The 13922-nt window shown below is 73.4% G+C and carries 12 protein-coding genes; 8 read left to right on the top strand and 4 right to left on the bottom strand.

The window, feature by feature from the left end; translation table 11 throughout:
• Nucleotides 1-9: 9 nt before the first annotated feature.
• Nucleotides 10-723 (bottom strand): class I SAM-dependent methyltransferase, encoded by a 714-nt coding sequence (locus AB0G50_RS08145; RefSeq protein ID WP_360103611.1) that lies wholly within the window; start codon nt 721-723, stop codon nt 10-12.
• Nucleotides 724-1022: 299 nt separating this feature from the next.
• Between AB0G50_RS08145 and AB0G50_RS08140 the strand changes: the two genes are divergently transcribed.
• Nucleotides 1023-2726 (top strand): serine/threonine-protein kinase, encoded by a 1704-nt coding sequence (locus tag AB0G50_RS08140; RefSeq protein ID WP_360103609.1) that lies wholly within the window; start codon nt 1023-1025, stop codon nt 2724-2726.
• Between the two features lie 43 nt (nt 2727-2769).
• Entirely contained in the window at nt 2770-3105 is a 336-nt protein-coding gene (locus tag AB0G50_RS08135; RefSeq protein ID WP_360103607.1) for a YnfA family protein, read from the top strand.
• 6 nt (nt 3106-3111) lie between these two features.
• Here AB0G50_RS08135 and AB0G50_RS08130 read toward each other — a convergent pair whose 3' ends face one another.
• Complete coding sequence (locus AB0G50_RS08130) at nt 3112-3609, bottom strand: hypothetical protein (protein ID WP_360103605.1); 498 nt, start codon at nt 3607-3609, stop codon at nt 3112-3114.
• A 165-nt stretch (nt 3610-3774) separates the two neighbouring features.
• Between AB0G50_RS08130 and AB0G50_RS08125 the strand changes: the two genes are divergently transcribed.
• The gene (locus AB0G50_RS08125; RefSeq protein WP_360103603.1) at nt 3775-4158 is read left to right on the top strand and encodes an STAS domain-containing protein; all 384 of its coding nucleotides are present in this window, start codon (nt 3775-3777) and stop codon (nt 4156-4158) included.
• A gap of 508 nt (nt 4159-4666) precedes the next feature.
• On the opposite strand, the gene phoA is transcribed toward AB0G50_RS08125, so the two are convergent.
• On the bottom strand, nt 4667-6046 hold the full coding sequence (gene phoA / locus AB0G50_RS08120; protein WP_360103601.1) for an alkaline phosphatase: 1380 nt from the start codon (nt 6044-6046) through the stop codon (nt 4667-4669).
• A gap of 415 nt (nt 6047-6461) precedes the next feature.
• Here phoA and AB0G50_RS08115 point away from each other — a divergent pair, with 415 nt between their 5' ends.
• Nucleotides 6462-9290 (top strand): helix-turn-helix transcriptional regulator, encoded by a 2829-nt coding sequence (locus tag AB0G50_RS08115; RefSeq protein ID WP_360103599.1) that lies wholly within the window; start codon nt 6462-6464, stop codon nt 9288-9290.
• Between the two features lie 35 nt (nt 9291-9325).
• Here AB0G50_RS08115 and AB0G50_RS08110 read toward each other — a convergent pair whose 3' ends face one another.
• Nucleotides 9326-9727, bottom strand: coding sequence for a hypothetical protein (locus AB0G50_RS08110; RefSeq protein ID WP_360103597.1), 402 nt, complete (start codon nt 9725-9727; stop codon nt 9326-9328).
• 323 nt (nt 9728-10050) lie between these two features.
• Here AB0G50_RS08110 and AB0G50_RS08105 point away from each other — a divergent pair, with 323 nt between their 5' ends.
• Genes AB0G50_RS08105 through AB0G50_RS08090 form a run of 4 tightly spaced genes read left to right on the top strand, consistent with a single transcriptional unit; the run spans nt 10051 to nt 13917 of the window.
• Entirely contained in the window at nt 10051-11181 is a 1131-nt protein-coding gene (locus tag AB0G50_RS08105; RefSeq protein ID WP_360103595.1) for an extracellular solute-binding protein, read from the top strand.
• A 15-nt stretch (nt 11182-11196) separates the two neighbouring features.
• Nucleotides 11197-12093, top strand: coding sequence for an ABC transporter permease (locus tag AB0G50_RS08100; protein ID WP_360103593.1), 897 nt, complete (start codon nt 11197-11199; stop codon nt 12091-12093).
• Nucleotides 12084-12866 carry an ABC transporter permease subunit gene (locus tag AB0G50_RS08095; RefSeq protein WP_360103591.1) on the top strand — a complete coding sequence of 261 codons (783 nt, stop codon included), beginning with the start codon at nt 12084-12086 and terminating at the stop codon, nt 12864-12866. Before AB0G50_RS08100 ends, AB0G50_RS08095 begins: the two co-directional genes overlap by 10 nt.
• A 1-nt stretch (nt 12867) precedes the next feature.
• On the top strand, nt 12868-13917 hold the full coding sequence (locus AB0G50_RS08090; protein WP_360103589.1) for an ABC transporter ATP-binding protein: 1050 nt from the start codon (nt 12868-12870) through the stop codon (nt 13915-13917).
• Nucleotides 13918-13922: the final 5 nt, after the last annotated feature.

Here is a 13922-nt window from a genome sequence, read left to right as displayed (position 1 = left end):
GGCGGCCGCTCAGGTCCGGGCGATCACGATCAGTTCGCCGGCACCGTGCCCGACCGGCTCGCGGGACCAGCCGCCGTACACCTGCTCGACGGTGAAACCGCGCTCCACCAACGAGTCCCGCACCTCGTCCTGGTCGCGGAACCACAGCGTCGAGGTGCTGGCGAGCTTCTCGCCGGGGAACTCGTAGTGCTGGGTGAACGTGATCGAGGGCCAGGAGAGGTCGACCACCTCGAGCCAGACCACGACCACCTCGCCGCCGACGACCACCGCGCGCCGCGAGTCCTCCGGGTTCCAGCGCTCCCAGCGCCTGGCCGCCGGGTCGCGGGTGTCGAACGCCAGCACGCCGCCGGGCGCGAGCGCGTCCGCCAGGCGCCCCAGCACGTCCCGCCACCCGTCGGGGTCGAACACCTGTGACACGTGGCTCGTCATCAGCGCCGCGTCGAACGGGCCCGTCACGTCCGCGGCGGTGCCCTCGACCCACGTCACGTCCGCGCCGCGGCGCCGGGCCGCCTCCACCGACGCCCGCGCCGGGTCGACGCCGGTCACCACGTGCCCGAGGCCCGCGAGACCGGCGGCCAGCCGACCGGTGCCGCACCCGAGGTCCAGCACCCTGGCGGGCACCGGGCCGACGACGCCGACGAAGAAGTCGTCCTCCCTCGACCACCCGTAGGACGCGTCGTACACCGAGACCAGCCTGGGGTTGCGGAACTCGCCGTCGCGCATCGGTCGAACCTATCAACGGGCGCAAGGAGGTGGTGCCGTCCACTCTCCGCACTACGGCGGAATTCGTTGTGTGGCAACGACAACACGCACCGTGACGCGGTAACGCGACGGTCGGGTTCGGACGATTCACGACGTCGCGCCGCGCCGATTCGGTCGGGTGGCGGCGTTTCGTGACCGTTTCGCCGCCGGGCCACGATCGTCGCGCGTCCGACGGCGGGCTCCCGGCTGGTTGAATGACCGCGCCGCGCGCTCGTCGGGGTCGGGATCGGCGCGCGGCCGGTGCGGCGGAGGAGTTCGGCTTGATCGAGTTGTTCGGTCCGTTGGTGGCGTGGCTGCACACCTCGTTCGGCGCGGCCGGGTGTCCGGGCGACTGGATGTGGACCCTGTTCGCGGCCGGTGTGCTCGCCGGGTTGTTCCCGCCGCTCGCGGCCGTCGGGGTGCTTGTCGCGCGGCGGCTGCTGGAGGTCCGGCACCCGGTGGCGTCGCTGGTGTCGTGCGCGGTGATCGGCCTGGTCGGCGGACTCGGCGTGCCGGTGACGTTGTTCGCCGCGGTGTCCGCGGTGGTGCCGGCGGCGGCGCTGGCGGGTGTGGGCAGTCCGCTCGCGCCGCCGGGCGCGGGGTCGGGCATCGACCCGGCCGCGCTCGCGACGTTCGGCAGGCAGTTCTGCTTCCTGCCGGAGCAGGGGCTCTACCTGGCCAGCGCGCGGTCGGTGAGCGAGGCCGTGGTGGAGCCGGTCGGCGGGCCCGCCGTGTACGCGGGTCGGTTGGCGGCGCTGGTGGTGGTGCCGTTGCTGGCGCTGTCGTTCGTGGCGTGGCAGGCGCGTGCCGCGTTCCGCCGCGGCCCGGGGTGGCGGTCGTGGCTGCTCGTCGCGCCGTTCCTGGTGCTGGCACTGGCGACCGCGTGGACGCGCGCCAACCCGACCGGCACGATGTGGGTCGGTTACCTGGCGGCGAGCATGATCGGCGCGGCCGCGGTGCCGCTGGTGGGGTTGTTCGTCCGCGGCCCGGTGCCGGCCGCCGTTCCGGTCGAGCCCGCCGAGCCCGCCGATCCCGACAGCACCTCCACGTCGGTCCGGCGCCGGGACTCGGGCACCGCGCCGGACGCGCCGCCGGAGTTGGGCGGTGGCCGGTTCCGGACCGTGCGGCGGTTGGGCGGCGGCGGGTTCGGCGAGGTGTGGCTGTGCGCGGACACCGAGTTGGACCGGCTGGTGGCGGTGAAGCTCGCGCGCAGCGACGACGACGACACCCGGGAACGGGTCCGGCGCGAGGCGCGCGCGTTGGCGGCGGTGCGGCACGCGCACTGCGCGCGGGTGCACGACCTGGTCGACGTGGGCGACGCGCTGGCGATCGTGATGGAGTACGTCGAGGGCGTGTCGCTGGGCAAGCTGGTGCGCGAGGGCGGTCCGCTGGACGACGTGGCCGCGGCGAAGCTGTGGCTGACCCTGGCGTCCGCGCTCACCGCGGTGCACGAGGTGGGCGTGCTGCACCGGGACGTCAAGCCGGACAACGTGATCGTCGACCGGCGCGGCTCGGCGTACCTGATCGACTTCGGCATCGCCCGCGCGCACGGCGACGTGACGCTGACCGCGACCGGGCTGCTCATCGGCACCCCGAACTACCTCGCGCCCGAGGTCGCCTCCGGCGGTGAGCTCGGCACCCCGTCGGACGCCTGGCAGTTGGCCGCGACGGTGAACTACGCGCTGACCGGCCAACCGCCGCGCGGCGCGCTCGCCGACCCGATGCAGGTGCTGGCGGCGGCGGTGCGCGGCGAGCCGGTGACCGGGGTGTCGACGTCGAGCGCGCACCGCGGGCTGCTGGCCTCGTCGCTCGCGACACCGGCCGCGGACCGGCCCACGCTGGACGAGGTGGTGGCGGGTCTGCGGACGTGGCTGGACGAGCGCGGCGCGGACGAGGAGGGTCCGGTGACGCTGACCTCGGTGCGCCCCCGGCCGACCGGCGAGGTGACGGAACGGGCGCAGGCGCCGATGGAGTCGGCCGACTGACGCGTCCGGCGGCGGCGTGCGACAGTTCCGGCGTGAGGTGCCCGTGGTGACGGTCGTGAAATCGCTCGTGCTGTTCGTGCTGGCCGCGTTGACCGAGATCGGCGGCGCGTGGTTGGTGTGGCAGGGGGTGCGCGAGCACCGGGGTCTGCTGTGGATCGCGGCCGGGGTGCTGTCGCTGGGCGTCTACGGCTTCGTGGCGACCTTCCAACCGGCCGCGCACTTCGGCCGCGTGCTGGCCGCCTACGGCGGGGTGTTCGTGGCCGGCTCGCTGGGCTGGGCGGTGGTGGTCGACGGGTTCCGGCCGGACCGCTGGGACTACCTGGGCGCGGTGGTCTGCCTGCTGGGCGTGGCGGTGATCATGTACGCGCCGCGCGGCTGAACGCGGTCAGTACATCCGCCGGGCCTGCGGACCCCACTCCGCGATCCGCTCGTGGCCGTCGACGAATTCGACCGCGAAGTTCCCGCTGCCGAACACGGCCTCCACGGCGCTCCCGGTCACCTCGATCTCCTTGCGCCCGTCACCGGACACGACGGCGTTGACGGCGAACCCGTCGGTCAGCTCCGCGCGCCGGCCGGCGGACAGCGACCCGGCGATCCGCGTCACGGCGTCCTCGCAGGCGTCCGCCTTCTCCTGGCGGGCCAGGGCGATCCGCGCCGGCTCGGTGAGCAGACCGCACGCCCGGGGGCCGTCGGAGGCGACCACCGCGGCGAGGAACTGGCGCACCGTGCCGCTCTCCGAGACCAGGTAGCTCGCGCAACCGCGGAAGACCAGCACCATCGCGCCCGCGAACCCGCCGACGACCAGGACCACCACCAGGATCGCGCGCAACGACGAGCCGCCGCGGGATCCGCCGGACCGCTCGGACGCGGACGTGTCGGACACCGGACCCCCTCCAGTTCGGGCGGGTGCGCGGTAACCCGTCCACGAAGCGGAAATGTAGTGCAGCCGTTGTGCGCGGTGACCGCCGACGGCATTACGATCTGGCGCGATCACGGGGTTGAGTAGCCAGCCCGGCCGACGTTCCCACATGCCCGAGAGGCGAGCCCCATGACCGAGCAGGGTCGCGGTGCCCAGGTCGTTCCCGTCCGCACCACCGAGTCGGACGGCGTCGCCGTCGTGCACGTCGCGGGCGAGGTGGACCTCGCGACGCACGAGGTGATCCGCAACGGGGTCCACGGCGCGCTGGAGCTGCGACCCGGCGCGCTCGTGCTGGACCTCTCCGGTGTCACGTTCCTGGCCTCGGTCGGCATTTCGCTCCTGGTGGAGCTGCGCCAGTACGCCGAGCAGCACGGCATCGGGTTCGCCGTCGTCGCCGAGCGCCGCAGCGTGCTCCGGCCGCTCACCGCGACCGGCGTGGTCGACGTGCTCACCCTCCGTCCCACCCTCGCCGACGCGGTCGCGGCGGTGCGGGGCGAACGGGACGCGAGCTAGCGGACGCCGGGCGGCGGAGGGGGTGGCGGTCCGCGTCCACGAGCCCGCCACCCCGTCCCGCCGCCCGGTCACCGCCGGTCCGCCGGCGCCCGCACGACGAACCGCGCACCGGACGGCGGACGGCGTGTTCCGGAATGGGGAACGCGGTCGACGCCGTCGGGCGGAATGGACGCATGGCAGCGGAGTCTAGCCGCGGCGGTGTCGCCGGGCACCGGCCTCGCGATGGTCGTCGACGAGGTCCGGTAACGCCTGTCGATTAGTCCGCGCCCGCCGGGAAAAGCCCTGTTCCGGCCTGTTGGGCGAGCGGCACGCACAGGTCGTCGGCGCAATCCCAAGTCACTCGGAATAGCGCTGATCCGGGACCGGCCGGTGGATTTCCGGGTATTCCGCAAATGAATCGGAACTTTGTTCAAGTTCACTGAATCGGGTGAAATAAAAGGCGGCCAATCCGCAAAAAAAGGCCCCGCCTGCCGGTATCGGAAGGCGGGGCCCGCGGTGCGGCCGGGTGCTAGCGCAGGGCGAGCGCGCGGCTGATCGTGCGGAACAGGTCGGTCTGGTCGGTCACGCCGACGACGTTCGCCGCCTGCGGGCCGGAGCCCGCGATGCGCACCTGGGTGCCGGTGTGCTCCTGGGACTGGCCCGGGGTGTTGGTGGCGTAGTTGATCGTCATCGGCACGCCGTCCTTGGTGACCAGCGTGGCGGTCTGACCCGGGCTCTTGGTCTCGTTCGGGATGATCTGGCTGGTGTGGCCGTGGTCCGCGGTCACGATCACCAGGGTGTCCGGGTGGATCCGGGCGTAGAGCTGGCCCGCGGCGATCGCGTCGTCGAAGCCCACGGTTTCGCCGATCTGGCCGCACGGGTTCGCGGCGTGGTCCTGCTTGTCGATGCTCGCGCCCTCGACCTGGAGGAAGAAGCCCTGGTCACCGCGACGGTTGCGGTCGAGCAGGTCCAGCGCCTTGCGGGTCATGTCGACCAGCGAGGGCGCGGCCGCGGGCAGCGCCGGGTTCGGCGTGCAGGTCGACGCCGGGGTGCCGCCCACCTTGGCCGCGGGACCCGCCCACTGGACCTCCATGTTGCCGTCCGCGAACAGGCCGAGCACCGGCTTGTCCGAGCGCACCTTGGCGAGCGAGGCCGCGTCGGTGGCGACCTGGTAGCCCGCCGCCGTCGCCTGGTCCAGCACCTTCTTGCCGGTGAACGGACCGGCCTTCACGGTCTGGTTGAAGTACTTGGCGCCACCGCCGAGCAGCACGTCCGGCTTGGTCTGCACCAGCTGCTCGGAGATCGAGCCCGCGCCGCCGTTCTCCTTGGCGTTGACCGAGCACTTCGCGGTGGTCTCGTCCGGACCCTTGCAGTCGCGGCTGACCACGTGCGAGCCGAGCACGGCCGGCGTGGCGTCCTGGACCTCGGCGGTCGTGACGTCGCCGGTCCGGTAGCCGGCCTTCTTGGCCAGCTCCAGGATGGTCGGCAGCGGCTTGCCGAACGCGTCGACCGAGATCGCGCCGTTGTAGGTCTTGGAGCCGGTGGCCCAGCCGGTGCCCGACGCCGCGGAGTCGGTCACGTAGTCCGGCTTGGTCGGGTCGCCCTTGGCCACCGCGTACGTGGTGTACGCGCCGGTGAGCGGGAACCTGTCCAGGTTCAGCCGGCCTGCCGCGCCCTTGGCGTAGTTGCGGGCGATGGTGATCTCCGAGTCGCCCATGCCGTCGCCGATGAACAGGATGACGTTGCGGGCTTTGCCTCCCTTGACGGCGTTGCGGACGTCCTGCGTCCGGTCGCCGCCCGCGAACGACGCGGTGTCGGCCTGCGCGAGCGCGACCGGCGCGGCGACCGCCACCGCCAGCCCGAGCACGCCCAGCGCCGCCCAGCGCCGTCTTCCGGTCAGCACACCCATGGGAAAACCTCCTAGCGCGGAACGCGAGATGACCGGCGCAGTACTTCACCCGGTCCTGTTGTCCCGCGGGCGGACAACCGTCGCGCGGGTGGCCATCGGGTGAACTCGGGGCAACCGGCGGCGCAAACGCCCCGAACCCGCGCAAAACGCACGGCCCGGAATCGCACGGTCGCGGCGGATGTCCGTATTCGCCCTGACCAGGCCCGTCGTCCGAACCGGCAGGCCGTGCGGTCCCGGGTGCCCGGGAGGTCCGCGCGGCCGGGATCGCGGGTGAACGGGCGGTGCCGTCGTCGGGTCATCCGGACCGCCGGTCATCCGGGCTCCGCCACCCGTTAGCGCGATCGGGTTGTCCGCGTCCAACGGGGTCCGGCGCGCGAACCCGGTCCGAACAATGGGCGGATCGAGGGGAGAGTGCATGCCGCGCAAGGAGACGCCCCTTGGCGTGGAGGACACCGCGCTGCTCCGGTTCGCGGGCGACCTGCGCCGGCTGCGGGACCGCGCGGGTCGGCCGCCCTACCGGGAACTCGGCCGGCGGGCGAACTACTCGGCGGCGGCGTTGTCCGACGCGGCGGGCGGGCGCAGGCTGCCCAGTCTCGCGGTGACGCTCGCCTACGTCCGGGCGTGCGGCGGCGACGTCCGCGAGTGGGACGCCCGGTGGCACGCGCTCGCGGCCGAGGAGGTGGCGGGCCCCGAGGACGACGGCACGCCGTACGCGGGTCTCGCGCCGTTCGGCGTGGAGGACGCCGAGCGGTTCTTCGGGCGCGAGCGGCTGACCGCGTCGATTCTGGCTCTGCTGCGGGAGAAGCGGTTCGTCGGCGTGTTCGGCGCGTCCGGCTCGGGCAAGTCGTCGGTGCTGCGCGCGGGCGTTGCGGCGCGGTCGCGGTACCCGGTGCTGGTCGTCACGCCCACCGCCGACCCGGTCGTGGAGTGCGCGATCGCGGTCGCCGACCGGGCGGGCACCTCACCGGTCGAGGTCAAGACCGACCTGCTGGCCGACCCGGCGAACCTGGGCCTGTGGCTGCGCCGGGCGCTCGGCGCGGAGGAGCACCTGCTGGTGGTGGACCAGTTCGAGGAGGCGTTCACGCTGTGCGCCGAGGACCGGCGGGTGTGGCTGGTCGCGGCACTGGTCGCGGCGGCGGGCTCGGCGGCCGGCCGGACCAGGGTGGTCATCGGGGTGCGGGCGGACTTCCTCGGCCACTGCGGCAGGCACCCCGGGTTGGTGGCGGCGCTGGAGTACGCGCAGGTGCTCGTCGGCCCGATGACGCCGGAGGAGTTGCGCCGCGCGATCACCGAACCCGCCGCGCGGGCCGGCGCGACCGTGGAGACGGCGTTGATCACCCGGCTCGTCGCGGACGTCGCGGGCGAGGCCGCGGCGCTGCCGCTGGTGTCGCACGCGCTCGCGGAGACGTGGCGGCACCGGCGGGGGATGACCGTGACGCTCGCGGGGTACGAGCAGGCGGGCGGGGTGACGCACGCGATCGCCCGCACCGCCGAGGCGGTGTACGCCGGGTTGACCGACGCCGGGCGGGTCGAGGCGCGCCGGCTGTTCCTGCGGCTGGTGGCGCCGGGCGAGGGGACCGAGGACACCAAGCGCCGCGCGCCGCGCCGCGAGCTCGAGGCGTCCGACGAGCTGCTGGAGCGGCTGGCCGCGGCCAGGCTCGTGGTGCTGGACCGGGATTCCGCGGAGTTGAGCCACGAGGCGCTGATCCGGTCGTGGCCGCGGTTGCGGGATTGGGTCGAGCACGACCGGGACGCGCTGCGGACGCACCGCGGGCTCGCCGAGGCGACCGACACCTGGGAGCGCGAGGGGCGCGACGCCGACGCGCTGTACCGGGGCCTGCGGTTGGAGCAGGCGTTGGACCTGCCCGACCTGACCGCGCGCGAACGCGACTTCCTGGCCGCCGGCGCCGCGGCCGAGGACGAGCGCCGCGCCTCCACGCTGCGTCGGGACCGCAGCCTGCGCCGGCTGGTGGCGCTGCTGGTCGCGGTGGCCGTGGTGCTGGCGGCGACGGTGGTGGTCGCGGTCTCCGCGCTGCGCACCGCGACCCGGGAGCGCAACGAGGCGTTGTCGCTGCGCGCGGCGGAGGGCGCCTTGGCGCAGGCGCAGGCGGGGTCGCCGTCCGCCGTCTGGTACGCGCTGGCCGCGTACCGGGTGGCGCCGACCGCGGAGGCCGCCGACGCGCTGCGGGTGGTGGCCGCGATGCGGGACTCGAAGACCGCGTTCCTGGGGAGCCTGGACGGCGGGGAGCGGGTGGTCGCGGTCGGCCCGAGCGGGCGCACGGTCGTCACGATGGGCGTGGAGGGCACGTACCGGCTGTGGGGCCTCGGTCCGGGCCGGGTGTGGCGGCTCGCCGTGCCGTGGTCCACCGCGCCGCCGCTGTTCAGCCCGGGCGAGACCTACGTCGTGGTGGTGCGCGCCGGCCGGTCGGAGCTGTGGCGGCTGCCCGTGCCGGGCCAGGTGCTCGTGCTGGCTCCCGGCGCGCTGGCGCAGGACGTGACCGACGGCGGGCTGGTGGCCGGCCTGGTCCGCGACCCGGACGCGGGCGGCGCGTCGATCGGCTCGGCCGCGCTGTGGTCGCCCGCCGGTGGCGCGACGCCGGTGGTGGCGCTGCCCGGCGGCACGGCGCGGTCGGTGGCGGTGCGGCGGGACGGGCGCGCGCTGGCCGTGCTGCGGCGCGAGACCCGCACGCTGCGGCTGGACGTCGAGCTGTGGGCCGTCGACGGCCGGGCGCACCTGGCCTCCGTGGCGATGAGCCTGTTCAGCGACGTGAGGGCGGAGTTCGCGCCGGACGGGCGGCGGCTGGTGCTCGCCGACGTGGCGGTGGACCGGGTGTTCCTGCTCGACACCGCCGACCCGACCTCGCCCGGCGCGTCGGTGGACCTGGACGACCTGACGGGCGCGGTCGACCTGATCCGGTTCGGCGCGACCGGCGACCGGCTGGTGGTGGGCCGACCGGGCCGGTTCGACCTGATGGCGATCACGCCGGAGCGCGGGTTGCGCGCGGAGGTGAGCCTGCGGAAGGTGCCGACGACGCTGGGCGGCGCGGGGTACCGGGAAGCGGACCGGGAGTTGGTGATGGTCGACGGCGCCGACGGGTTGTGGCGGTTCGACCTCGACGAGCGCCGGCTGATCGGCGAGCTGTGCGCGGAGCCGCAGGCCCGCGAGGTGGCGGCGAAGTGGTCGACGCTGTTCCCGGACCTGCCGGAGCGCGAGCTGTGCCCGGACGCGGACGTGCCGACGTGAGGCGCTCGACCCGGCCGCCGGACCGCGTGACCGGGTCAGCCGCGGCCCAGCGGGTCGAAGCGCCAGCGACCGTCGGCGTGCACGGCGGCGAAGACCCGGCGGGTTCCGGTGTCGTCGGCGACCAGCAGGTCGCCGTCCGGGGTGGCGAGGACGTGCCACGAGCCGGCGTGCGGTCCGGCGGCGAACTCGGCCAGGTAGGCGGCGACGTCCGCGGCCGCGCCGGTGACCGGTGGGCCGACCAGGGGCTCCAGTTCGGCGGCGTCGTGGTCGTTGAGCGCGCGCTCCAGCGCCGAGGCCAGCTCCTCGCGCGACGGCGCGCCCTCCGCCGGCTGGTTCAGCAGGGTCGCGGTCACCACGACCAGCCACGTGATCGCGCCGAGCAGCAGCGCGCCGCGGGCCAACCGCGAGCCGCGGTGCCGGTCCTCCACATCGTCCACCCGTCCACCTTCGCACGTGCGCGGCCCGTCGTGACCGACGAACTTTCCGTACAGGTAGGAGAGCTACATGTAGTGGTGTTACTCAGTGAATGCGCGGGCGTCGCGCGGAATGCCGAACACTCCACTTGCGACGGTCGCCGCACCGGCTGCTGCCTGCCCGTTAACCCGGCGGACATTCCCACACCACCGGGAATTCTTCCGGTCCGTCGGGCAGATCTCAGTCGGGCGTCGTCGCTTGACAAGCGCGCTCGCGGTCCCGAATCCTCCGCTCGTCCCCACGTTTTCCGCGTCCGGAAATCCTTGTCCACGAGGAAGGTTCCCCCGTGACCCACACCCGAGTCCTGCGGCTGGTCGGGATCGGCGCCACCGCGCTGGCGTTCGTCGCCGCCTGCGGCACGCCGCCCGCCAAGGAGAGCAGCGCCGCGGCAACGTCGGCCGCGTCCGCCAAGTCCGCCGCCGACTTCGGAGGTCTGGACAAGCTGGTCGAGGCCGCGAAGAAGGAGGGGAAGCTCAACGTCATCGCGCTTCCGCCGGACTGGGCCAACTACGGCGAGCTGATCAAGGCGTTCACGGCCAAGTACGGCATCCAGATCGACTCCGCGCAGCCCGACGGCTCGAGCCAGGACGAGATCAACGCCGCCAAGCAGCTCAAGGGCGGCGACCGCGCGCCGGACGTGTTCGACCTCGGCCTCACCGTGGCGATCGCGAGCAAGGACGTCTTCGCGCCCTACCAGGTGCAGAACTGGGGCGACATCCCCGCCGAGCTCAAGGAGTCCACCGGGCTCTACTACGGCGACTACGGCGGCTTCATGTCCATCGGCTACGACGCGGCCAAGGTGCCCGCGCCGACGTCGGTGAAGGACCTGCTCAAGCCCGAGTACCAGGGCAAGGTCGCGCTCAACGGCGACCCGACGCAGGCCGGCGCCGCGTTCTCCGGCGTCGTCATGGCCTCGCTGGGCAACGGCGGCTCGGCCGACGACATCGCGCCCGGCGTGGAGTTCTTCAAGCAGCTCAAGGCCGCCGGCAACTTCCTGCCGGTCGACCCGACGCCCGCGACGATCGAGTCCGGCCAGACGCCCGTCGTGATCGACTGGGACTACACCAACGCCGCGCAGACCGAGAAGCTCAAGGGCAAGGCGGACTGGAAGGTCGTCGTGCCCAAGGAGGCGCAGGTCGGCGCGTACTACAACCAGGCCGTGAACAAGGACGCCCCGCACCCGGCCGCAGCCCGGTTGTGGCAGGAGTTCCTGTACTCCGACGAGGGCCAGAACCTCTACCTCAAGGGCCTGTCCCGCCCCGTGCGGCTGGACGCGCTGACCAAGTCCGGCAAGGTCGACACCGCCGCGGCGGCCAAGCTGCCCAAGACCGACGGCAAGCAGGTCTTCCTGACCCAGGAGCAGTCCGACAAGGCCAAGCAGACCCTGTCGTCCACCTGGGCGCAGGCGGTGGGCTGACCGGTGGTCGCACCCGTGACCACCGCGACCGGGGGCGGCACGTCCGCCCCCGGTCGCGGGCCGGTGCGCCGACCCTGGCTCGCCTGGCTGGTGGTCGTGCCCTTCTTCGCCTACGTCGGCACGTTCCTGATCTACCCGACGGTGCTGGTGCTGGCGGGCGCGTTCCAGGACGCCGACGGCGGGTTCACCCTGGCGAACCTGGCCGATCTGACCAAGGGCGTGTACCTCCAGGCGTTCCTGCGCAGCGTCGAGCTGTCCGCGCTGACCGCGGCGGTGGGCGCGGTGTTCGGGGCGCTGCTGTCGTGGGCGGTCGTGTCCGGCAAGCCGGACGGCGCGGTCCGCCGGGTGGTCGTGGCCGCCTCCGGCGTGCTGGCCCAGTTCGGCGGCGTGCCGCTGGCGTTCGCCTTCCTCGCCACGATCGGCTTCCAGGGCTTCGTGACCCGGTTCCTGAAGGACTCGTTCGGCGTCGACCTGTTCGCCACCGGCGCCTGGCTGTTCGAGCTGCCCGGGTTGACGCTGGTGTACACGTTCTTCCAGATCCCGTTGATGGTCATCGTGTTCCTGCCCGCGCTGGACGGTCTCCGTCCACAGTGGAGGGAAGCGGTCGGCAGCCTCGGCGGCTCGGCGTGGACCTACTGGCGGCACGTCGCCGGCCCGATCCTGTTCCCGGCGTTCCTCGGCTCGCTGCTCCTGCTGTTCGCCAACGCCTTCTCCGCCTACGCCACGGCCGCCGCGCTCGTCTCGCAGGGCAGCCCGATCGTGCCGTTGCAGATCCGGGGCTTCCTGACCGGCGAGGTCGTGCTGGGCCAGGAGAACCTGGGCAAGGCGCTGGGCCTGGGCATGGTCGTGGTGGTCGCCGTCGCGATGGGTCTGTACGCGCTGCTGCAACGGAGGTTCGCCCGATGGCAGTGACCCGCTCCCGGGCGCTCCGGGTGGTCGTGCTGCTGGTGCTGGGCGCGTACTTCGCGCTGCCGCTGGTCGCGATGGCCGAGTTCTCCACGCGCGGCGCGAACGGCGAGCGCGGCCTGACCTCGTGGACCGGCATCGTCGACGACCCGCAGCTGCTCGACGCGATGCTGGCGTCGGTCGAGCTGGCCGTGCTCAGCTCGGTGCTGGTGCTCGTGCTGCTGGTGCCGACCATGACGTGGATCCGGTTGCGGCTGCCCGCGTTGCGCCGGCTGGTGGAGTTCCTGTGCCTGCTGCCGATCGCGATCCCGGCGATCGTGCTGGTGGTCGGCATGGCGCCGCTGTACGCGTGGGTGAACTACTTCCTCGGCGACTCGCCGTTGACGCTCGCGTTCGCCTACGCGGTGCTGGTGCTTCCGTTCGCCTACCGGGCGATCGACGCCGGGTTGGCCGCGATCGACCTGAAGACGTTGGCGGAGGCCGCGCGCGGGCTCGGCGCGTCGTGGGGCGTGGTGCTGCTGCGGATCGTGGTGCCGAACATCCGCACCGCGCTGCTGGGCGCGTCGCTGCTGTCGGTCGCGCTGGTGCTGGGCGAGTTCACCATCGCGTCGCTGCTGAACTTCGACACCCTCCAGGTGCGGGTCAACCTGCTGGGCAAGAGGGACGCCGGCGTGTCGATCGCGGTGTCGTTGCTGTGCCTGCTGTTCGCGTTCGCGCTGCTGTTCCTGCTCTCGCACGTCGGCGGGCGGCGTCGTGGTTCCGTAGTCGAGGAAGGCTGAGATGGGTTACCTGGAGTTGCACGGGCTGCGCAAGTCGTTCGGCGGGCAGCCCGCGCTCGACGGCCTCGACCTCGACCTGGCCGAGGGCGAGCTGGTCAGCCTGCTCGGACCCAGCGGCTGCGGCAAGACGACCGCGCTGCGCATCGTGGCGGGCTTCGAGACCGCCGACACCGGCACGGTCCGGGTGGGCGGCAAGGACGTCACCGGGGTGCCCGCGAACAAGCGGGACATGGGCATGGTGTTCCAGGCCTACAGCCTGTTCCCGAACATGACGGCGGCGCAGAACATCGCGTTCGGGCTGAAGCTGCGCAAGGCGCCGTCGCCCGCGACCCGGGTCGCCGAGCTGCTGGACCTGGTCGGGCTCGGGCACCTCGGCAAGCGCTACCCGCACCAGCTCTCCGGCGGTCAGCAGCAGCGGATCGCGTTGGCCCGGGCGCTGGCGATCCAGCCGCGGGTGCTGCTGCTGGACGAGCCGCTGTCCGCGCTGGACGCGAAGGTCCGGGTCGCGCTGCGGGACGAGATCCGCCGCATCCAGACCGAGCTCGGCATGACCACGTTGTTCGTCACACACGACCAGGAGGAGGCGCTGGCCGTCTCCGACCGCGTCGGCGTGATGTCGCAGGGCAGGCTGGAGCAGCTGGCCACGCCGGCCGTGGTCTACCGCGAGCCCGCGTCGGCGTTCGTGGCGCAGTTCGTCGGCGTCACCAACGCGGTGTTCGGCACGGCCGAGCCGGGCGCGGTGCGGCTGGGCGGGTACCGGCTGGCGACCGAGGCCGCCGAGGGGATCGCGGCGGGCGTGGCGGTGAAGGTGATCGTGCGGCCCGAGGACATCGGCATCGCCCAGCACAGCGGCCAGGACAACGGGGCGCTGGTCGGCAGCGTGCTGACGCAGAGCTTCCTCGGCCCGGTCACCCGGCTGTCCGTGCGGTTGGACGGCGGCGACCAGGTCGTGCGGGTGGACCAGCCGTCGTCGCGGGCCTCGGCGTTCCCGGCCGGCACCGCCGTGGCGCTGGACCTGGCCGCGGCGCGGCTGCTCGTCGTGGAGGCGTGATTCGC

The organism is Actinosynnema sp. NPDC020468 (genome assembly GCF_040642015.1).
GTDB lineage: Bacteria > Actinomycetota > Actinomycetes > Mycobacteriales > Pseudonocardiaceae > Actinosynnema.
This window is presented reverse-complemented; position numbering and strand designations above follow the sequence as displayed.

Coding starts and splice junctions, on each gene's coding strand:
- AB0G50_RS08145 (WP_360103611.1), bottom strand. CDS start 723: ATGCGCGACGGCGAGTTCCGCAACCCCAGGCTGGTCTCGGTGTACGAC.
- AB0G50_RS08125 (WP_360103603.1), top strand. CDS start 3,775: ATGACCGAGCAGGGTCGCGGTGCCCAGGTCGTTCCCGTCCGCACCACC.
- phoA (WP_360103601.1), bottom strand. CDS start 6,046: ATGGGTGTGCTGACCGGAAGACGGCGCTGGGCGGCGCTGGGCGTGCTC.
- AB0G50_RS08115 (WP_360103599.1), top strand. CDS start 6,462: ATGCCGCGCAAGGAGACGCCCCTTGGCGTGGAGGACACCGCGCTGCTC.
- AB0G50_RS08095 (WP_360103591.1), top strand. CDS start 12,084: ATGGCAGTGACCCGCTCCCGGGCGCTCCGGGTGGTCGTGCTGCTGGTG.
- AB0G50_RS08090 (WP_360103589.1), top strand. CDS start 12,868: ATGGGTTACCTGGAGTTGCACGGGCTGCGCAAGTCGTTCGGCGGGCAG.